Origin of the sequence: Jiella avicenniae (assembly GCF_021390325.1) — a bacterium.
In the GTDB taxonomy this organism is placed as follows: domain Bacteria; phylum Pseudomonadota; class Alphaproteobacteria; order Rhizobiales; family Rhizobiaceae; genus Jiella; species Jiella avicenniae.
The window spans coordinates 266578-285883 of record NZ_JAJUWU010000004.1 but is presented as its reverse complement, the minus strand read 5'-3'; the positions used below and the strand labels follow the sequence as shown (position 1 = coordinate 285883).

The 19306-nt window shown below is 66.5% G+C and carries 20 protein-coding genes; 14 read left to right on the top strand and 6 right to left on the bottom strand.

Going from position 1 to position 19306, the window contains the following annotated elements; genetic code table 11:
- Positions 1 to 413 precede the first annotated feature (413 nt).
- From leuC to LZD57_RS05760, 3 genes are all read left to right on the top strand, one after another.
- Positions 414 to 1865, top strand: coding sequence for a 3-isopropylmalate dehydratase large subunit (leuC, locus tag LZD57_RS05770; protein WP_233718412.1), 1452 nt, complete (start codon positions 414 to 416; stop codon positions 1863 to 1865).
- A gap of 171 nt (positions 1866 to 2036) precedes the next feature.
- Positions 2037 to 2336, top strand: a complete 300-nt coding sequence (locus tag LZD57_RS05765; protein ID WP_233718631.1) for a hypothetical protein — start codon at positions 2037 to 2039, stop codon at positions 2334 to 2336.
- A complete protein-coding gene (locus LZD57_RS05760; protein WP_233718410.1) occupies positions 2336 to 2764 on the top strand; it encodes a PIN domain-containing protein in 429 nt (142 codons plus the stop codon). Before LZD57_RS05765 ends, LZD57_RS05760 begins: the two co-directional genes overlap by 1 nt.
- 34 nt (positions 2765 to 2798) lie before the next feature.
- Here the strand turns inward: LZD57_RS05760 and LZD57_RS05755 are convergent, their stop codons facing one another.
- The 3 genes from LZD57_RS05755 to LZD57_RS05745 form a co-directional block, all read right to left on the bottom strand.
- Positions 2799 to 3665 carry a sugar kinase gene (locus LZD57_RS05755; RefSeq protein WP_233718408.1) on the bottom strand — a complete coding sequence of 289 codons (867 nt, stop codon included), beginning with the start codon at positions 3663 to 3665 and terminating at the stop codon, positions 2799 to 2801.
- A 94-nt stretch (positions 3666 to 3759) separates the two neighbouring features.
- Complete coding sequence (locus LZD57_RS05750) at positions 3760 to 5622, bottom strand: SH3 domain-containing protein (RefSeq protein ID WP_233718407.1); 1863 nt, start codon at positions 5620 to 5622, stop codon at positions 3760 to 3762.
- A 100-nt stretch (positions 5623 to 5722) separates the two neighbouring features.
- Positions 5723 to 6013, bottom strand: coding sequence for a hypothetical protein (locus tag LZD57_RS05745; RefSeq protein WP_233718406.1), 291 nt, complete (start codon positions 6011 to 6013; stop codon positions 5723 to 5725).
- Between the two features lie 193 nt (positions 6014 to 6206).
- Between LZD57_RS05745 and pabB the strand changes: the two genes are divergently transcribed.
- The 3 genes from pabB to LZD57_RS05730 are packed head-to-tail and all read left to right on the top strand — an operon-like array spanning position 6207 to position 9062.
- Entirely contained in the window at positions 6207 to 7598 is a 1392-nt protein-coding gene (pabB, locus tag LZD57_RS05740; protein WP_233718404.1) for an aminodeoxychorismate synthase component I, read from the top strand.
- The gene (locus LZD57_RS05735; RefSeq protein ID WP_233718402.1) at positions 7595 to 8191 is read left to right on the top strand and encodes an anthranilate synthase component II; all 597 of its coding nucleotides are present in this window, start codon (positions 7595 to 7597) and stop codon (positions 8189 to 8191) included. The genes pabB and LZD57_RS05735 overlap by 4 nt, the downstream gene beginning before the upstream one ends.
- Positions 8175 to 9062: an aminotransferase class IV gene (locus LZD57_RS05730; protein WP_233718400.1), complete on the top strand. Its 888-nt coding sequence runs from the start codon at positions 8175 to 8177 to the stop codon at positions 9060 to 9062. The genes LZD57_RS05735 and LZD57_RS05730 overlap by 17 nt, the downstream gene beginning before the upstream one ends.
- On the opposite strand, the gene LZD57_RS05725 is transcribed toward LZD57_RS05730, so the two are convergent.
- A complete protein-coding gene (locus tag LZD57_RS05725) occupies positions 9063 to 9476 on the bottom strand; it encodes a dihydrofolate reductase (protein WP_233718398.1) in 414 nt (137 codons plus the stop codon).
- Positions 9464 to 9799 (bottom strand): hypothetical protein, encoded by a 336-nt coding sequence (locus LZD57_RS05720; RefSeq protein WP_233718396.1) that lies wholly within the window; start codon positions 9797 to 9799, stop codon positions 9464 to 9466. Before LZD57_RS05720 ends, LZD57_RS05725 begins: the two co-directional genes overlap by 13 nt.
- Between LZD57_RS05720 and LZD57_RS05715 the strand changes: the two genes are divergently transcribed.
- The 8 genes from LZD57_RS05715 to LZD57_RS23970 all read left to right on the top strand — a co-directional run bounded on the left by LZD57_RS05715 (position 9798) and on the right by LZD57_RS23970 (position 18765).
- Positions 9798 to 10244, top strand: coding sequence for a MarR family winged helix-turn-helix transcriptional regulator (locus tag LZD57_RS05715; protein ID WP_233718394.1), 447 nt, complete (start codon positions 9798 to 9800; stop codon positions 10242 to 10244). The genes LZD57_RS05720 and LZD57_RS05715 overlap by 2 nt on opposite strands.
- 157 nt (positions 10245 to 10401) lie before the next feature.
- Positions 10402 to 11370 carry an aldose epimerase family protein gene (locus tag LZD57_RS05710; protein WP_233718393.1) on the top strand — a complete coding sequence of 323 codons (969 nt, stop codon included), beginning with the start codon at positions 10402 to 10404 and terminating at the stop codon, positions 11368 to 11370.
- A 157-nt stretch (positions 11371 to 11527) separates the two neighbouring features.
- Complete coding sequence (locus LZD57_RS05705; protein ID WP_233718392.1) at positions 11528 to 13147, top strand: OpgD/OpgG family glucan biosynthesis protein; 1620 nt, start codon at positions 11528 to 11530, stop codon at positions 13145 to 13147.
- Positions 13129 to 13464, top strand: coding sequence for a hypothetical protein (locus tag LZD57_RS05700; protein WP_233718391.1), 336 nt, complete (start codon positions 13129 to 13131; stop codon positions 13462 to 13464). Before LZD57_RS05705 ends, LZD57_RS05700 begins: the two co-directional genes overlap by 19 nt.
- 319 nt (positions 13465 to 13783) lie before the next feature.
- On the top strand, positions 13784 to 15586 hold the full coding sequence (gene mdoH / locus LZD57_RS05695) for a glucans biosynthesis glucosyltransferase MdoH (protein WP_233718374.1): 1803 nt from the start codon (positions 13784 to 13786) through the stop codon (positions 15584 to 15586).
- A 17-nt stretch (positions 15587 to 15603) separates the two neighbouring features.
- On the top strand, positions 15604 to 16857 hold the full coding sequence (locus tag LZD57_RS05690; protein WP_233718373.1) for an OpgC family protein: 1254 nt from the start codon (positions 15604 to 15606) through the stop codon (positions 16855 to 16857).
- Between the two features lie 378 nt (positions 16858 to 17235).
- Positions 17236 to 18627 carry an L-lactate MFS transporter gene (locus LZD57_RS05685; RefSeq protein ID WP_233718372.1) on the top strand — a complete coding sequence of 464 codons (1392 nt, stop codon included), beginning with the start codon at positions 17236 to 17238 and terminating at the stop codon, positions 18625 to 18627.
- A 15-nt stretch (positions 18628 to 18642) separates the two neighbouring features.
- Positions 18643 to 18765: an MFS transporter small subunit gene (locus LZD57_RS23970; protein ID WP_255699774.1), complete on the top strand. Its 123-nt coding sequence runs from the start codon at positions 18643 to 18645 to the stop codon at positions 18763 to 18765.
- A 124-nt stretch (positions 18766 to 18889) separates the two neighbouring features.
- On the opposite strand, the gene LZD57_RS05680 is transcribed toward LZD57_RS23970, so the two are convergent.
- Complete coding sequence (locus LZD57_RS05680) at positions 18890 to 19267, bottom strand: hypothetical protein (RefSeq protein ID WP_233718370.1); 378 nt, start codon at positions 19265 to 19267, stop codon at positions 18890 to 18892.
- Between the last annotated feature and the right edge of the window lie 39 nt (positions 19268 to 19306).

Here is a 19306-nt window from a genome sequence, read left to right as displayed (position 1 = left end):
AAAAAGTAGTTTGAAATGGATATCTGCAAATCAGAGGTTGTTCAACCGGCGTCTCGCCCGGCTCGGGCGCAGCCTTTCGGCCGCTACTGGCACCGGGCGCGAGGCGCCGGCCGCCGCTGCTCTGGAACCATTCGATTGTCATGGCGGGGCCGAGTTGTTATTTTCGCCGCCATGAACGGATTGTTGCGAGCATGGTCGCGCGCCCGAGGGCGCGTCAGACTGCCGACCAGCGAGGGCTTCGCCAAGCTCTCCGATCATGCGCGCCTGCCCGGCCGGTTCTTCTACCGCATGACGGTCGCCGGCGGCAGATAGGGCGCCGCGCAGCGCGCCCGTTTCGCCATCAGAAATCCGAACCGATGTCTTGCGGCCGTCGCGCCTTTGAGCCGACGATCCGCCCTTCCGGGAGAGACCCCATGACCCAGCCCAGCGAGAAGCCCCGTACGATCTACGACAAGATCTGGGACGCCCATCTGATCGAGAACCAGGAGGGCGGCTCGTCGCTGATCTACATCGACCGCCATCTCGTCCACGAGGTGACCAGCCCGCAGGCCTTCGAGGGCCTGCGCCTCGCCGGCCGCAAGGTGCACCAGCCGAAGCGCACTCTCGCCGTCGTCGACCACAACGTGCCGACGACCTCGGACCGGGTGAACGGCATCAAGAACGAGGAAAGCCGCATCCAGGTCGAGGCGCTGGCGAAGAACGCGGCCGACTTCGGCATCGAGTATTTCGACGCCGCCGACAACCGCCAAGGCATCGTCCACATCATCGGCCCCGAGCAAGGCTTCACCCTGCCCGGCATGACCATCGTCTGCGGCGACAGCCACACCTCGACCCACGGCGCCTTCGGCGCCCTCGCCCACGGCATCGGCACATCCGAGGTCGAGCACGTCCTCGCCACCCAGACGCTGATCCAGTCGAAGGGCAAGAACATGCTCGTCGAGGTCGAGGGGCCGATCCCCGCGGGCATCACGGCGAAGGACATCATCCTCGCCGTCATCGGCCAGATCGGCACGGCGGGCGGCACCGGCTACGTCATCGAATATGCCGGCGAGGCGATCCGGCAATTGACGATGGAAGGCCGCATGACCGTCTGCAACATGTCGATCGAGGCGGGCGCCCGCGCCGGCCTGATCGCGCCGGACGAGACGACCTTCGACTACATCCGGGACAAGCCCCGCGCGCCGAAGGGCTCCGAATTCGACAAGGCGGTCGCCTACTGGAAGACGCTCGTCTCGGACTCCGGTGCCCATTACGACAAGGTGGTGAAGCTCGACGCGCGGAACCTGCCGCCGATCGTTACCTGGGGCTCCTCGCCGGAGGACGTCACCACCATCGACGGCACCGTGCCGGACCCGGCCGTGATCCCGGACGAGAACAAGCGCAAATCGAAAGAGCGGGCGCTGGAATACATGGGCCTGACGCCGGGTACGAAGATGACCGACGTCACCATCGACCGGGTGTTCCTCGGCTCCTGCACCAACGGCCGGATCGAGGACCTGCGGGCGGCGGCCAAGATCGTCGAGGGCCGCAAGGTGGCGCCGAGCGTCTCGGCGATGGTCGTGCCCGGCTCCGGCCTCGTGAAGCTGCAGGCGGAAGCCGAAGGCCTCGACCGGATCTTCAAGGACGCCGGCTTCGAGTGGCGCGAGGCCGGCTGCTCCATGTGCCTCGGCATGAACGATGACCGCCTCGCCCCCTACGAGCGCTGCGCCTCCACCTCGAACCGCAACTTCGAGGGCCGCCAGGGCCACAAGGGCCGCACCCACCTCGTCTCGCCCGCCATGGCGGCAGCCGCGGCGATCGCCGGACGGTTCGTGGACGTGCGCGAGTTCGGCAACGCGGACGCGGCGCTGGAGCCGGCGGAGTAGGCCGACCGCAGCAATGGCCGGAACCATCCGCATCCACCCGATGCGGGCGGTGTCCGTGTCGTCGCCCGGGTGGTGCTTCCAGATCGCTTGATGATCGGCGCGCTCCTTGCGGCGATCGTTGAGGTCCATGCCGTCCGCGGCTATATTACTGGAAATATCGGGGAGGCGGCCGTGGGCAGTTCTCAGAAACGCGCCATCCAGAACTATCGGGCACGCCTCGGCGAGCGTGGCCTGGCGCGCTTCGAAGTTCTCGGGCGGGATATCGACCGAGATCTGATTCGCTCCCTGGCCCGGCATTTGGCGGAAGACGGGCCGGGGGCCATCCATCTGCGCGCAGTCGTGGCCGAAGCCATTGCCGAGACACCTGCGAAGAAAGGCGGCATCCTGGCGGCGCTCCGCCGCTCGCCGCTCGTCGGTGAAGACCTCGACCCCGACCGTTCCCACGAAGAGGGTCGGACGCCCGACATCTGATGCGTTATCTGCTCGACACCAATATCATCAGCAACGTCACCAAGCAGATGCCTTCCGGGCCCCTCCTCGCTTGGATGGGCGCCCAACGGGACGAAGACCTGTTCATTGCCTCCCTGACCGTCGCCGAAATCCGCAGGGGCATTCTGCAGAAACCCGCGGGCAAGCGACGCGATCGCCTCGATGCTTGGTTCTTCGGCCCGGAAGGGCCGCAAGCCCTGTTCGCGGGGCGTGTGCTTGGCTTCGACGAAAAGGCTGCCCTCGCCTGGGCGCAGATGATGTCGGATGCAACGGCGCGGGGGCGACCTCGCAGCGCCCTCGACACCATCATTGCCGCCGTCGCCGCGGTGAATGGCTGCACCGTGGTGACCGACAACGAAAAGGATTTCGACGGCGTCGAAATCCTCAATCCGCTGCGGGGCCTCGCATGAATTCGGCAGTTTCGGTCGCCCCCTTCATCTTCTTCTACCCCACCAGCGCTCCATGCCCGCCGACCACCCGCGAGGCCAGCCGGTGCCCCGCCAGCGTCGCGTCGGCCGGCGCTGCCCCGCCGAGCCTTGCGGCGAGATAGGCGGCGTTGAAGCTGTCGCCGGCGCCGGTGGTATCGACGATCTTCGCCGGCGGCACGGCGGGCACGATCTCGCTCCGGCGGCCGCCGTCCCACGAGGCCCGCGCCGCTCCGCCGCCGTCCTTGACGATCACCTCGCCCGCGCCGAGCGCGTGATAGCGGGCGGCGGTGGATTCCGGGGTCTCGTCGCCGAAGGCCGAGCGCTCGTCGTCGAAGCTCGGCATCACCAGCGTCGCGACGCGTGCCGCCCATCCGATCGCATCGCAGGCCGTCGCCATCTCGGGCCAGAGGCGCGGACGGATGTTCGGATCGAAGGCGACCGTCTTTCCCCTCGCTTTCGCCGCAGCGAGATATCGCAGAAGCCGGTCTCGGTCCTCCTCGGGAAGGATCGCGAGCGTGATGCCGGAAAAATAGAACGCATCTCCCGTCGCGAAGACCGCCTTCAAATGCTCCCCGTCCTCGGCGAGGCGCCGCGCCGCCGCCATTTCCCGCCAATAGGAAAACGACCGTTCCCCGTCCTTCAGGTGGATCATGTAAAGGCCCGGCGAAGCGCCCGCGATACGCCGCACGGCGGTCGTCTCGATGCCGCTCGCCGCGAAGAAGCGGAGCATTTCCGCCGACATCTCGTCCGTGCCGAGCGCGGTCAGATAGGCGGCCCGCCATCCTTCCGGCGCATGGCGGGCGAAATGCCAGGCCGTGTTGAAGGTGTCGCCGGCAAATCCCCGGCGATAGAGCCCGTCGCCGGCGACGGACAGTTCCACCATGCATTCCCCGATCGCAACGAAGCGGGACGCCTGCGACTCACCCAAGACTGCTGCTCCGAAAAAACGCGAATCCGATCGATCTCGGCTCAGATGCCTAGCAGCGGATGTAGGGCCGGTACACCCAGCCGAGCTCGCGCCTGCCGCCGCCGACCGTGTCGGCGACATAGGCCCAGGGCCGGCCGCCCGGATATTCGCGCAGGACGAAGACGACGTGGCCGTCGTTCAGCGTACCGATCACCTTGCCGCCGTTGCCAGGCGAGGCCCTGACGTTGAGCGGCGTCGGCGAGGGATCGGCGACGACGCAGCGACGGCGGCCGTCGCCAGGCGAAGCCGATGCCGCATTCGCCCGGGCCTCGGCCGCTCGGCGCTCGGCTTCCGCGGCCCGGCTCTCGGCCTCTGCCCGCGCTTCGGCGACGCGACGCTCGGCCTCCTCGCGCTCGCGGCGTTCGCGTTCGAGCCGCGTCTCGATCTCTTCGAGCCGGGCGCGGTAGTCGGCTTCGAGCTGGTCGCGCAGCTCGGCCTCGCGCTTCTGCCGCTCGGCCTCGGCGGCGGCGCTGCGCTCCCTCAGGACCGCCCGGTCGCGCGCTGCCCTGAGGCCGATCTCGTGGCGAACGCTGCCGGAAAACTCGGCCAGACAGACGTCGAGCCGCGCCGTCGCCTGGGCCGGGGCGAGGCTGTCCGCCTCCGCCGCGCAGCTCGCGGCGATCTGGTCGAGCAAGAGATCGGCCAGCCGGCGCTCCTCGGCACACGCGACGTTGTCCGCGACGAACGCCCGGATCGCTCCGACGGAGCCACCCGCCCGCGCCGCATCGAAGGCGGACGAGCAGGCGGCGACGGGCTCGGGCTGCGGCGGCACGGTCTCGTCCGCCTTCGGCCCTGCCGTCTCGGCGACCTCCGCCGTCTCCGCGCGCTCCGGCAGGCAGTTCGCCACCTCGCTCTTCGGCACCACCACGCGGTAGCCGTAGCGCCCGACATTGGCGCCGTTGGAATGCTGCACCGCAACGTCGAGCTTCAGGACGGCGGAGTTGGAAGTGCCCGCCTCGCCGTCCGCGAGCCGGTCGTCCGGGGCCGGTGCGACGTCGATCTCGAGGAAGACGCCTTCGACGGGCGGCTGTCCGTCGGCGGTGCCGGTATTCGCCGGCGGAAGCCGGCGCAGAAGCGGCCAGGAGGTCGCGCCGATCGTCTCGTTGATCCGCCGCTGCCGATCGCCGGACAATTCGGTATAGGCGCTGTTGAACGTGTCGTCGATGGAATCGGCCAGCCGGCAGTGCGGTGCGTCGACGTCGGCGGTGACGCGGTAGGCGAGCGGCACCGTCGGGTCCTTCAAAAGCTGGTGCTGCTGCAGCCGGGCGATCGCCTTCAGCGAGGCCTCGCGCAGCGCCCCGTCGACGTCGTAGAATTCGCGGCTCGAAAAGGTGTCGGCGAGTTCCGCCGTGCCGAGGCGGTTGAGATCGAGGGTCAGCGTCGGCCCGGTCTCGGTGGCGCAGATCTGTCCGGTCTCGGGATCGAGGATGGTCAGGCCGAGATAGAGCCGCAAAATCTCCGGCAGCCGCCGCTCCGGCTCGACGGTCAGGAACATGTCGGAGCCGAAGAAGTTCTGCAGCGCCTCGGCGCTGCCGACGGCGCCCGCCCGCTGCGGCAGGATGCCCTCGACCATCTGGCGATAGGCCCGGCCGAGCCGCGGCGTATACTTGCCGGGGATCGCGTCGACGATCAGGCTGTTCAGGTCGCGCCGCCGGCCCGAGCCGATACGCGGCTCGTCCTCGGCGATGCCGATGAAGGTGATCGCCCGGTTCTTCAGCCTGTCGATGCAGGCGGCCGTCGCGGTGCGGCTTTCGAGGCCGTAGAGCCAGCGCTCGATCGAGGCCTGCCACCCTTGCGCATACTGGGCCTCGGCCGGCCGCGCGGCGAGGAGGCCGCAAACGAAGAGCAGGAGAACGGCGAGTGGCGAACGCATGGCAGCCTCGCAAGCAACGGTGCCGTTCGTCCATACCGCCGACCTGCCCCAAGGGCAACTCGCCTCGATCGAAAGCGATCGGCCGCAGCGCAGTCAGCCCTCAGCGGCCCCTTCCCAGACAACGGCGATAGGCCCGTTCGCCGCTGCGCGCCGCGCTCTGGCGCGTCAAAGCGCGGACGCCGAACCCGTCCTCGCCGCGATCGATCCGGCCTTCGTAATTGTTCGCGGCCGTTTGCCGGGCGTATTGACGGCAGAATTGCGGCGTGCCCGGACGATAGGGATTGGCCGAGACGCGGGCCCCGACGAAAGGCGAACCGTTCGGATAAGGGGTCGAAGCGTTGCAGCCGGCGAGCGGCAGGGCGGCGGCGAGAAGAAGAGCGAAAGCGCGCATGGGAAACTCCGTCGTCGGAAAGGTATGGGTCGTCATCCGGCAATCTGCTGCAAATGCGGAAAAAGCCAAATGCGATCAATCAGATGTGTCCCGCCTTCGGACATGGTCCGAGTGATGGCGGCGAGGTCTTTCCGGCTGCCGGAAAGCGCTGGACGGTTTGACGAGAGCGGCAAATCCTGTCCAATTCGGCGCCATGCAAAGCCGCGAGATTCCCTTTCAGCCGCCCGAAGTCGCCGCCGAGAAGCTGCGGCCGCTGGGATCGCTCGCCTTTCTCGACAGCGCCATGCAGCACGCGACGCTCGGCCGCCATTCCTATGTCGCCGCCGATCCTTTTGCGGTCTTCACCGTCGACGCGGAAGGCGCGATGCTGGATGGTGCGCGCCTTCCGGGGCCGCCGCTTCAGGCTTTGAAGGCCGTGCTCGCGCGTCATCCGGCGGCGGCGATGCCGCATCTTCCGCCGTTCCAGGGCGGCGCGATGGGGATGATCGCCTATGATTTCGCCCATCACCTGGAGCGACTGGCGAAGCCCGTCGATCTCGACCCCGGCAAGCCGACGATCCGCCTCGGCCTCTACGACACCGTGCTCGCATTCGATCTCATGGAAGGCCGAGCCTTTCTCGTCTCCACCGGCCATCCGGAACGGAGCGAAGCCGGCCGTGCCACGCGGGCGGCCCGTCGGCTCGAGCTTTTCGAAGAGCGGCTTGCGGCCCCGCTCGACCGATCCGTGGCGGAAGCGCCCTTCCCCCGCGGCTTCGACTGGCGGTCGAACGTCTTTGCGCCGCAGTATCGCGCCGGCATCGAGCGGGTGCGCGAATACATTCTCGACGGCGACATCTTCCAGGCCAACATCGCCCAGACCTTCCGATCGCAGCTTCCGGACGGGTTCGACCCTTTCGCGCTCTATCTGAGGCTCCGCCGGACCAATGCCGCCCCCTTCGGCGCCTTCTTCGACTTCGGCGATCTGAAGATCGCGTCCTCCTCGCCGGAGCGCTTCCTGTCTCTGTCCGGCGACACGGTGGAAGCCCGGCCGATCAAGGGCACGGCGAAGCGCTCCGCAGACCGGGAGGAAGACGACAGGCTGTCGGCCGAACTCCTCGCCTCGGAGAAGGACCGGGCCGAGAACGTCATGATCGTCGATCTCCTTCGAAACGACATCGCCCGGGTCTGCGAGGCCGATTCCGTCGAGGTGCCCGTGCTGTGCGGGCTCGAAAGCTACGCCGCCGTCCATCATCTGGTCTCGGTCGTCACCGGCAGGCTTTCGGCGGGCCGCGACGCGACGGACCTGATCGCCGCCGCCTTTCCCGGCGGATCGATCACCGGCGCGCCGAAAATCCGGGCGATGGAGATCATCACCGAAATCGAGAAGATCGCCCGCGGCGCCTATTGCGGCTCGCTCGGCTATGTCGGCTTCGACGGATCGATGGACCTCAACATCGCCATCCGCACCGTCGGCTTCGAAGACGGCGAGGCGAAGCTCGCCGCCGGCGGCGGCATCACCGTCCTCTCCGATCCCGCGGCCGAATACGAGGAGACATTTACCAAGGCGACGCGGGTCTTCGCCGCCTTCGAAGGCGAGCGGCGATGAAGGTTCTCGTCATCGACAATTACGACAGCTTCGTCTTCAACGTCGCGCGCTATTTCGTGCGGCAGGGGGCGGAGACGACGGTGATCCGCAACGACGCGGCGAGCGTCGATGCCATCGCGGCCGATTTGCCCGACGCCATCGTCGTGTCGCCGGGACCCTGCGCGCCGAAGGATGCGGGCATCTCGAGCGAACTCGTCACGCGGCTCTCGGGGACGGTGCCGATCCTCGGCGTCTGCCTCGGCCACCAGGTGATCGGCGAGGTCTTCGGCGGCCGGGTGACGCGGGCGATCCGGCCGATGCACGGGCGCGGCTCCGCCATCACGCATGATCGCTCGAGCCTGTTCGACGGGCTCCCGCCGGGATCGACCGTCGGCCGCTATCACTCGCTCATCGTCGAGGAAACACCGGCGATGCTGGAACAGCTCGTCGTCGATGCGCGGTCCGCCGAGGGCGAGATCATGGCCCTGTCGCACCGCTCCCACCCGACCTATGGCGTCCAGTTCCACCCCGAATCGATCCTGACCGAAGGCGGCGACACGATGATCGCCAACTTCCTCGCCCTGGCGCAGCGGTTTCATGACTGCGACGCCTGAGGAGATCTGGCTCGACGGCGCCTTCCGTCCCGCCCAAGGCGCCATCGCCGCGAACGACCGCGGACTGCTTCTCGCCGACGGCGTCTTCGATACCGCCCTCGTCCTCGGCGGCCGGGTGTTTCGGGGGACGGATCATCTGCAACGACTGGCCGATGCCTGCGCCGCCCTGCAGCTTCCGGTTCAGCTCGCCCGGCTCGACGAGGCGATGGCGGCGCTCGCAGAAAGGTGCGGCAACGGGTCGATCCGCCTCACCGTCACCCGCGGCCCGGCACCGCGCGGCCTCGCCCGTCCGGCCGAACCGCGGCCGACCGTCCTCGGCAGCATCGCGCCTCTCGCCCCCGCCATGATGTTTCGGCCCGTCTCGCTCGTCACCACGGCGATCCGGCGCAACGAGACCTCGCCGACCGCGCGGCTGAAATCCCTCGCCTATCTCGACGCCGTCCTCGCCACCGACGAGGCGAAAGCGAAGGGAGCGGACGACGCCCTGTTTCTCAACACCGCCGGGCGCCTCGCCTCGACTTGCCTCGCGAATGTCTTCGTGGCGGACGAAACGAGGCTTTCGACGCCGAGCCTCGAAGAGGGCGTTCTCGCCGGCATCACGCGCAAATGGATCCTCGGGAACGCTCAGGCTCTCGGACTGACGGCGGAGGAAGCGCCGGTCACCCAGGCAATGGCGAAGGGCCGTCCGCTCTTCGTCGCCAACAGCCTGCGGCTGATCGCGCCGGTCACCCGCCTCGACGGAGCGGCCCTGCCGCAGAGCGAGACCGCAGAGGTTCTCGCCGAGGGGCTCTGCCGGGCCATCGCCGCGGAGTGCGGCCGCGACCCGCGCGATTGCGGGGCTTCGCTCGATGCGCTGCGGCCTCGGACCTGATCAGTCCCGGCGCGCCGTGCCGCCGGCGAGCAGCCAGGCCGGGTCGAACCAGGTGTCCGCCTCGCCGTCATAGGGAACGGTATTGACGTCCCAATGGCGGACGAAACGGGAATAGGCCGTCCACACCGCCGGACCGCCGCCGATATAGACGACCCGGCCGGGAAACCGCGACAGCACCTCTTCCGGCTCGTCCTTCGAATGGATCGCGACGATCGTCCGTTCGTCATGGGCAAAGTCGGGGAAGGACGCGACGGTCTTCGGGCCGGCGATCAGCACGTGGCCCCGGGTGATCTCGAAGAACCGCTCGACATCCTCCACGAAGGCGCGCTCGGTCCGCCCCTCCCAGGGCATCCCGCCGCCCAGACCGAGCTGGCCGCTCCGACCGATCGCGCAGATCACTCTCACATCCGCCAAAGTCCTGCTCCCTGCCATTTCATCCCCGTTTCGATGGACGACTCACCTTCGAGATGGAAGCCTGCCAGCCTTTCGCGGTATAGTCCTGCGAGATTTTCGCCCATATTCTCCCGTTGCGGGCCCGGATCGGCCTCGTCGTCATGCATCGGAGACGCGTGTTCATGGGCAGTGATGGAATCTGCTCGGCAGTCTTGAGCGGATACGCTGCGTTTGCTGGCAAACCAAGTCGGAATTCGTAAAGCATTTAAATGATCGCCGACCAACATTGGCTGCATATGCCGGGATAAGTTTTTCACCGTGACGATCGCGAAAAGTCTCAGCATGCTCACCAAGTCGCCACCGATTCTCGTTCCATCGCTGCTGTCGATCGCCAAATCGACCCGCGCCTTCCTGACGATCTTGCTCGCCGAAATCGATCTGCATCCTGGCCAGGACCAGTTGCTCGACCGACTCGAGATCGAAAATCCGGTCAACGTCTCGACGCTGGCCGAATTGCTGGCGGTCCGGCCGTCGACGGTCTCCAAGATGCTCGACAGGTTGATCGAACGGGGTCTGGTGTCCCGTTCGGCCAATGCCCGGGACGCCCGGCGAACCATGGTGCATCTCACGCCCGCGGGCCTCGAGGCCCAGCGTCAGGTGCGCGAGATCTGGATGAAGCTGGAGGCCGACCTGACGGCGGCGCTGACCCCGGAGGATATCGCGGTCCTCGACGAGTCGCTCTATCGCGCCGGCGACATCCTCACCCAGAGGCTGCGGCGACTGCGCTGACGCCCGACACCTTCCATCAGAGGTCGCTTCACAAGAGGTCGTTCGTCACGCGCCCTCGCTCGTCGGAAAATGCGGATCGCCCGTTCCGTCACTGTCGATTCGTCGACGGGCGACCTATCTAGCCTCGTCGTTTATGGCGGAACGGACGAGCGATCAGGTGAGCGATAAAGACGTCTTCACGATCGAGAAGGACGGCATGGCCGTCGAGGTCCTCGCGCTCGGCGCGTCGATCGCCAGCGTCACGCCCCGAGGCGCCGGACACTCGATGGTCCTCTCGCTGCCGAAGGAAGACTACGGAGCAGCAAACCAATCCTTCGTCGGGGCGAGCATCGGCCGCTTCGCCAATCGGATCGGGGCCGGACGCTTCGAATTCAACGGCCGCTCCCATGCCTTGCCGATCAACGACGGGCCGAACCAGCTGCATGGCGGCCCTGCCGGATTTTCGACACGGCGGTGGGTGCCCGCTCGCCATACGGCCTCCCGACTCGTCCTCGCCCTGACGTCCGAGGAGGGCGATCAGGGCTTTCCCGGACGCCTCGAGGCGAAGGCGATCTTCACGATTCTCGCGGGCGACGAGATGGAAATCGCCTACGAGGCGACGGCCGAGCAGCCGACGATCGTCAATCTCACCTCGCATCTCTACTTCAACCTCGACGGCGCCGGCGACGTTCTCGGCCACCGCCTGACGGTCTTCTCGGACCACTACCTGCCGATCGACGAGACCACGCTGCCGACCGGAGAAATCGCGCCGGTGAGCGGATCGGCCTTCGATTTCCGCCATCCGCGTCCCCTGTCCGAACGACCGGAGGGCTTCGACCACAATTTCTGCATCGGATCGCAGCGCAGCACGGCCCTGCGCCCGGCGGTCCGGCTCGAAGCGGGGCAAAGCGGCTGGACGCTGGAGCTGTCGACCAGCGAGCCGGGAATGCAGGTCTATGACGGCCACAAGTTCGACGGCCGGCAGGTCGCCGCCGACGGCCGCCCCATCGAGGCCTTCGGCGGGCTGGCGTTGGAGCCGCAGGTCTGGCCCGACGCGCCGAACCGACCGGGTTTTCCCTCCGCGCTGCTTTTGCCGGGCGAGACCTATCGCAGCATTTCGCGCTATCGATTCATCGACGGTTCATGATCTCGGGCGCATGGTCCGACAAGGACGCGCGGACCAGGATGAGAGCGTGCGAGGAAAGTTGATGCTGCATCGCAATACCGCTATCAAATAGCCGGGTTTGCAGATATCCTGAGCCCGCATTCCGACCGTCAATGAAATCCAAATCCAGATGTTTGCCGTGAAAAGTCCGCGTATCGCGTCGCGCCGGTCGACCCTCAAGCTGGGCGTCGCAGCCGCCTGCAGTGCGGCCCTCTGGAGTGCCGGCAAGGCGGCGGCTCAAGAGGCTTCGCAGCCGACCCCCGAGGCCGGAGAGGCGACGGTGGGGACGCAGGACCAGCCCTTCACGTTCGACACGTTGTCGGCCGCGATGGAGAAACGGGCATCCGAGTCCTACGCGGCGCCGGACGCCACGCTTCCCGACGTGGTGGCCAATCTCAGCTACGACCAGCACCGGGCAATCCGTTTCCGGCCCGAGCAGGCGCTCTGGCGCGCCGAGCCGGGGGAATTCCACCTCCAGGCCTTCTATCCGGGCTGGGTGTTCAAGGACACGACGCGGATCTTCATCGGCAATGGCGGGGTCTACCGCCAGCATGTCTTCGCAGCGTCCGACTTCGAATATCGCCCGCCGCTCGATCCGAGCGCATTCCAGTCGCTGAAGGTCGACGGGGTCGCCGGCTTTCGCATCCACGCGCCGCTGCAGCGGCCGGATTATTTCGACGAACTCGTCACCTTCCTCGGCGCGAGCTACTTTCGGGCGCTCGGCGCCGGGTCGCGCTACGGGCTTTCCGCCCGCGGCCTGGCGATCAACACCGCAACCTCGGAAACCGAGGAGTTTCCCCGCTTTTCGGCCTTCTACATCGATCAGCCGCAGCCCTCGGACGGCGCGATCCGCATCATGGCGGAGTTGCACAGCCCGAGCCTTGCCGGGGCGTATCTCTTCGTCATCACGCCCGGGCAGACGACGACGATCGAGACGACCTGCCGGCTCTATCCGCGCACCGACATCACCCGCCTCGGCATCGCGCCTTTGACCTCGATGTACTTCTTCGGCGAGAACGACCATTCCGATCACGAGGACTTCCGCCCGGAGGTGCACGACAGCGACGGGCTCTACATCGTCCGTGCGTCCGGCGAGGAGATCTGGCGGCCGCTGAAAAACCCGCAGACGCTGGCTCTGTCCTATATCCAGGAAAGCAGCCCCAAGGCGTTCGGCCTGTTGCAGCGCGATCGCGACTTCTCGCACTATCAGGATACCGAGGCCCGTTACGACCTGCGCCCGTCCCTGCTGATCGAGACGATCGGGGACTGGGGGAACGGCACGGTCGAACTCGTCGAGATCCCGACGAATTCGGAGGTCAACGACAACATCGTCGCCTTCTGGGTTCCCGAAGCCAAGGCGGTCGCCGGCAAGCCGATCGAATTCAGCTACCGGATGCGATGGGGCCTCGGCACCCAGGATCCGACCTTGATGGCCCGCATCTCCGGCACCTATGTCGGGGTCGGCGGCAACGCGGCCGAGGCCGGGGACAATCCGAGCAGCCGACGCTTCGCCATCAACTTCACCGGCGGCACGATCCACAATCTGCCCGACGACGCAAAAATCGATCCGCAGATCGACATTCCGTCGAACGCCCGCCTTCTGGACAGCAGCGTTTCGCGTCTGCCGGACGGCGGATGGCGGCTCTCCCTCGAAATCGAACGCGAAGACTCCCAACCGGTCGAACTTCGTGTGAAACTTTCCATGCTGCAGCGCATTGTAAGCGAAACGTGGCTATATCAATGGACCAGTACGACATGACGAATCTCCCAACCGATCATACCGTACCGAGCGACATGAACTTCGGCGCGATCATCGGCCGCGCCGATCTTTCCGACGACGTAGTGGTCGATGCGGTAAAGAGCCGGCTCGCGACCCGCAATCGCGCGGAAGGGGATGCCGATCATCTCTTGAACGCCGCCCTTGGGGGAGACCGCGAGGCCATCTCGTTCCTGCGGACCATCCAGGTTCCCGCACCGTCGGTTCGCCTGGCGATGCCGACGCAGGCGCTGACCCGCGATACGCAGCGCCGCGGCTTCGGTCTGCCGTCGATCCGGTTTTCGTGGACTCGCGGATAAGACAGGCAGTCGGGGGTCTCCCCACACTCCGTGATCGCGTGTAGCAATTTGGAGCTCCTGGCCGCGATGCTGCCGGGAGCTATATTCTTGTGCGCCCTTTGAGGCGCGTCCGCACGGCAGACCCTTGCATGCACCGGATGCCCACATGGGAACACTATGGGCTGCGAATGTCGACACAGAACGCGCCGGACGCATCAAGAGCCGAAAGGGAACGGGTCGATGCCGGTACTCCGCTCGCGGTCTTCGGCGGACGGAGCCGGAAGACGAGGCGAACCCACCAGGCAAACTGGCGCTCGCGCCGTGAACGACGGTAGCTGACATGGCGATGATGGCGTTACGACGTGTGGTGTTCGTGCTGGCGGCGATGGCCCTTGCGGTCCTTGCGGCCTGGCTTTTCTTCGTCGTCGTCACCGTCAACGGGATCACATATCTGCATTTCGTGCAGATCGGCCTTCTGCTTCTGTGCTGCATGTGGCTGTCCTGGGGCTTCAACACCGCACTGGCGGGCATTTTCACGCCGGACAGGTTGCCCTCTCCCGAAAACCGTCCCGCGTCGCCCGGCAGCAGGACGGCCGTTCTGATGCCGGTCTACAACGAGGACGTCACGGCCGTCTTCGCCAGAGTCGCGGCCATGTTCGAGGAACTGCGGCGCTCGTCCGACTTCGACCGGTTCGATTTCTACATCCTCTCCGATTCCACCAAGGCGGAAAACGTCGCTCTCGAACGCAGGGTCTACGACGACCTCGTCGCCGAGCTTTCCGCCGCAGGGCGCCTCTATTATCGACATCGCGAACAGAACGTCGGCCGCAAGGCCGGCAACATCGCCGATTTCGTCACCAACAACGGCGGCGCCTACGACTACATGCTCATCCTCGACGCCGACAGCCTGATGCGGGCCGACACCATCGTCGAGATGGTCGGCCGCATGGACGAGGATCCGGAACTCGCCCTCCTGCAGAGCCAGCCGCTCATCATCGGACGGCGCACCCCCTTCGGTCGGGCGCTGCAGTTCTCCGCGGCGCTGTTCTCGCCGATCTTTTCGCGGGGCATCGCGGCCCTGCAGGGGCGCGAGGGACCGTTCTGGGGCCACAACGCCATCATCCGCGTCCGGGCGTTCGCGGCGAGCTGCGGCCTGCCGACCCTCCCCGGCAAGCCGCCCTTCGGCGGCCACATCCTCAGCCACGACTATGTCGAGGCGGCGCTGCTGGCGCGGGCCGGCTACAAGGTCCGCGTCGACCCCGATCTCGAAGGCTCGTTCGAGGAAGCTCCGTCCAACATCATCGAATACGCCAAGCGCGACCGCCGCTGGTGCCAGGGCAATCTCCAGCATGCGCGGCTCCTGCCGGCGCCGGGGCTGAAGGTCTGGAGCCGGATTTCGCTCGTGGCCGGGATCATGGCCTATCTCGCCTCGCCGATCTGGCTGATGTTCTTGATCGTCAGCCTGCTCGACCCCGTGCTCGCGCCCGAGCCGAACTACTTCCCGGCGAATTCGCTCTTCCCGGTCTTCCCCCAGCCCGAGACCAACAAGGCGCTGCTGCTCCTGTTCGGCATCTTCGTCCTCCTGCTCCTGCCGAAGACGCTGATCGCCTTCGGGTCGGCCTTCACCGAGCGGCGCAGGGAGTTCGGCGGAACCGGCCTCGTCCTCGCCGGCGCCTTCGTCGAACTGATCCTGACCAGCATCCTCGCGCCGATCATGATGATGTTCCAGTCGAAGGCGGTCTACGAGATCCTGATCGGTGCGGATGCGGGTTGGCCCTCGACTGACCGCGAGGACGGCCACATGCCGGTCGCAGCGGCCTTCCGCGCCTCCTGGTGGATGGTTCTGTCCGGCGCGGTCGTGCTTTATGCCACCTATGCCTACGCGCCGGACCTGATTCTGTGGACCTTGCCGATCGCCATTCCGCTGGTGGCGGCGCCGGTGATGATCAGCCTCACCGGCAATCCCACCTTCGGAGACGCCTTGAAACGACTCGGTCTCTTCGTCACGCCCTTCGAGGCCCATCCCGAATCCGTCATCCGGGCGAGCGCCGATTGGCGTCAACGCCTGGCTGCCCTGACGATCGATCCACGCCCCGAGACGCCCTCCATGGAGCGCTCCGAGGGCCTGCCCGATCCCGTGTGAGTTCCGCGATACCGAAAATGAACATCGCCGCCCGCCCCCCCATCTCGGCAAGCCGGGATCATCGTGTCGACTTCTGGCGGGGGATCGCCCTGGTGATGATCTTCATCAACCATGTCCCCGGCAATCTCTACGAGAATTTCACCTCCCGCAATTTCGGCTTTTCCGACGCGGCCGAGCTGTTCGTCTTCCTGGCCGGCTTTGCCTCCGCCTATGCCTATGGACGCCTGTTCTTTGCCGGTCACCGGCTGGTGGCGACGCTGAAGGCCTGGCGGCGGGCCGGCGTCCTCGCCCTCGTCCAGCTCATGCTGGGAACCCTGGCGCTCGGTATCTTCTCCTGGGGCGCCCTCGCCCTCGGTCGGGGCGAGCTTTTGTCGCGCATCGGCCTTTCGCAGTTCATCTCGGCGCCGATCGAGACGATGATCGGCTTCGCGACGATGACCCATCAGCTCGGCTACGTGAACATCCTGCCGATGTATGCCGTCCTCCTTCTGATGCTGCCGGCGCTCCTCGCCCTTGCCCGCATGGGCCTCAACCTCATGCTGGGCGTCTCGGCGACGTTGTGGCTGCTGGCTGCCGTCTTCGGCATCGATCCACCCAACTATCCCCTGCCCGGCGGCTGGTTCTTCAATCCGTTCTCCTGGCAGCTGATCTTCGCGATCGGCCTCTATTGCGGCTTCAGGCGCATCGAGGGCGGCCTGTCGGTGCCGTTCCGGCCATGGCTGATGGCGCTGGCCGGCGCCTATTGCATGATCGCCTTTCTGACCATCCGCTTCGATCTGTGGTCCTGGTGGGGCGCCTTACCCTTCCCGGTCATGCTGACGGGCTTCGACAAGACCTATGTCAGCCTGCCCCGCCTGCTCCATACCCTCGCGATCATCTACCTCTTCGCCAATGCCGCGACGACCTCGCCCTTCTCGACGGTGACGCGGGACAATCCCTTCGCCATGCTGGGACGCCATTCGCTTCCGGTCTTCGCCCTCGGTACGGTGCTGTCGCTCACCGGCCAGGTGATCAAATACGACCAGACGTCGCATTTCCTGACGGACACGCTGCTGATCTCGGCCGGCATCGCCATCCAGTTCGCGCTGGCGCGGTTCCTCGACTGGTGGGCCGTCGCGCAGAAGGTCGTGCTCGGCCCGAAGGCGGGGCGCGCCGTCGATCCGACCCGGGCCGAACGCCCCCTCGGCGCCGATCCCTCGGCCGGGGAAGCGGGTCAGCGCGCCGCGGCCGGTTCTTCGGCCGGCGGCAAGCGGTTGAAGCCTGCCCTCTAGAGCACCGTGCGTCCGATCGGATGCACAAAGAACGCTCTAAGCCATTGAATCTACGCATCGTGCGTTCCGAAAATCGATTCCGATTTTCGGGCCGATGCCGTAGACTTGGCGATCAGCGGTCACCCGAGGCCGTGCCCGGTGGCAAATCGCTCCTCACGACGATCGCGGTGCCCGCTTCCAGGCCTTCCGTGGCCGATCTCGCCCGCCCTCCGGTCGTGAAGGAATGCGGCATCGTTCAGGGTCGAGCAATCACTCGCCGGCCGCTTCTTTCGATCGCGTTCTGATTGCTTTTGGCACGCACCCGATTGTATTGAGATATGACGAAATCCGGCTAAAGTCGAAGTCCGGCCTTGTTCGCGTCGGCAGAGGGGGAAATACATGACATATCATGACGCATCGGCGTCGAGAGGCGGATGGCTGTCGCGCGAGCGAACCATCGCCGAACCGGGCTTCAATCGTTGGCTGGTGCCGCCGGCAGCGCTTTGCGTGCATCTGTGCATCGGCGAAGTCTACGCCTTTTCGGTGTTCAACAAGCCGCTCAGCCTGCTGAACGCCACGGTCGGCGCCGATGGCGCCAAGGTTCCGGGGGCGGACGACTGGTCGATCGCCTCGCTCGGCTGGATCTTCTCGATCGCGATCCTGTTCCTCGGCCTTGCCGCGGCCTTCGGTGGCACCTGGGTCGAGAAGGTCGGGCCGCGCAAGACCATGGCTGCGGCGGCCGCGCTCTTCGGCGGCGGCTTCCTCGTGGCCTCCCTCGGCGTGGCGTGGCACCAGCTCTGGCTGGTCTATTTCGGCTACGGCGTCCTCGGCGGCTGCGGCCTCGGCCTCGGCTACATCTCCCCGGTCAAGACGCTGATGAGCTGGTTCCCGGACAAGCCGGGCATGGCGACCGGCATGGCGATCATGGGCTTCGGCGGCGGCGCCTTCATCGCGTCGCCGTTGTCCGTCTGGCTGATGGGCGTCGGCGGCGTCGCCTTCGCCTTCGTCGTCCTCGGGATCGTCTATTTCGTCTACATGATGGTCGGCGCGACGATCGTCCGCGTGCCTCCGAAGGGGTGGCTGCCGGCCGGCTACGTCGCGCCCAAGCAGTCGAAGGGCCTGATCACCACCGCCAACGTCCATGTGGACCAGGCGCTGAAGACCCGGCAGTTCTGGTTGCTCTGGGGCGTCCTGTTCCTCAACGTGACGGCCGGCATCGGCGTTCTCGGCCAGGCCTCGCTGATGAGCCAGGAGATGTTCCCCGGCCTCATCACCGCGGGCGCGGCCGCCGGTTTCGTCGGCCTGCTCTCGCTCTTCAACATGGGCGGCCGTTTCTTCTGGGCGTCGACCTCGGACTATATCGGCCGCAAGAACACCTACATGGTGTTCTTCGCGCTCGGCATCGTCCTCTATGCGCTGGTGCCGACCACCGGCCAGATGGGATCGATCGTCCTCTTCGTCCTGTTCTACGGCATCATCCTGTCGATGTATGGCGGCGGCTTCGCCACCATCCCGGCCTATCTCAAGGACGTCTTCGGCAACCAGTATGTCGGCGCGATCCACGGCCGTCTGCTGACCGCCTGGTCGGCGGCCGGCATCGTCGGGCCGGTGCTGGTCAACTACATCCGCCAGTATCAGATCGATTCCGGCGTCGCCAAGGCCGATGCCTATACGGTGACGATGTACATCATGGCCGGTCTCCTGGCCGTCGGCTTCGTCTTGAACTTCATGATGAAGCCGGTGGACGAGCGCCATCACATGGAAGCCGAAGCCGCCCCGAGCCGGGCCTGACGGGAGATTTCTGACATGGCCAACGAAACGACCAATTCGACCAACGTCAAACTGGCCCTCGCCTGGGCCTTCGTCGGCATCCCCCTCGCCTGGGGGATCATCATGACGCTGCTGAACGCGCTCGCCCTGTTCCAATAGGCGAGCAGACCGGCGCCGAAGCGGCGCCCGTCGACCGTGCGAAGCAAAAGGGCGGCCCCGTCTGCGGAGCCGCCCTTTCGCATTTCACGGGCCGGGCCTCATCCAGGCCGGCGGTATCGCGTCTTCAGCGGACGCTGTCGCGGATCTGCTCGTTGCGGATGGTGCGGCCGTAGTCGGACCCTGGAACGCGGGTCTGCGAAACGGTTCCGGCCGCCCCGGCCGAGCCGCGATAATCCTCGTCACGAACCATGGCGCGCGCCTTTTCATTCGCACGGGTGCGGCCATAGTCCGAGCCCGGGACGCGCTCGTTGGTGGCAAAGCCGTAGGCTCTCGCTCCCTCGCTCGCGCCGCCGTAGACGCCGCTGGCCGCGACATCGGCCCGGGAGGCTTCGTCGGCCCGCGTTTGGAAGTAATCGGATCCCGGAACAGTCTGCGCCGATGCGGCGGCGCTCAGCGTCACCGCCGCTGCGAAGATCGAAGTCGCGACAATATTGCTACGCATTTTTTTACTCCTTGCGAAATGCTTCGACGAGCGAGGCCA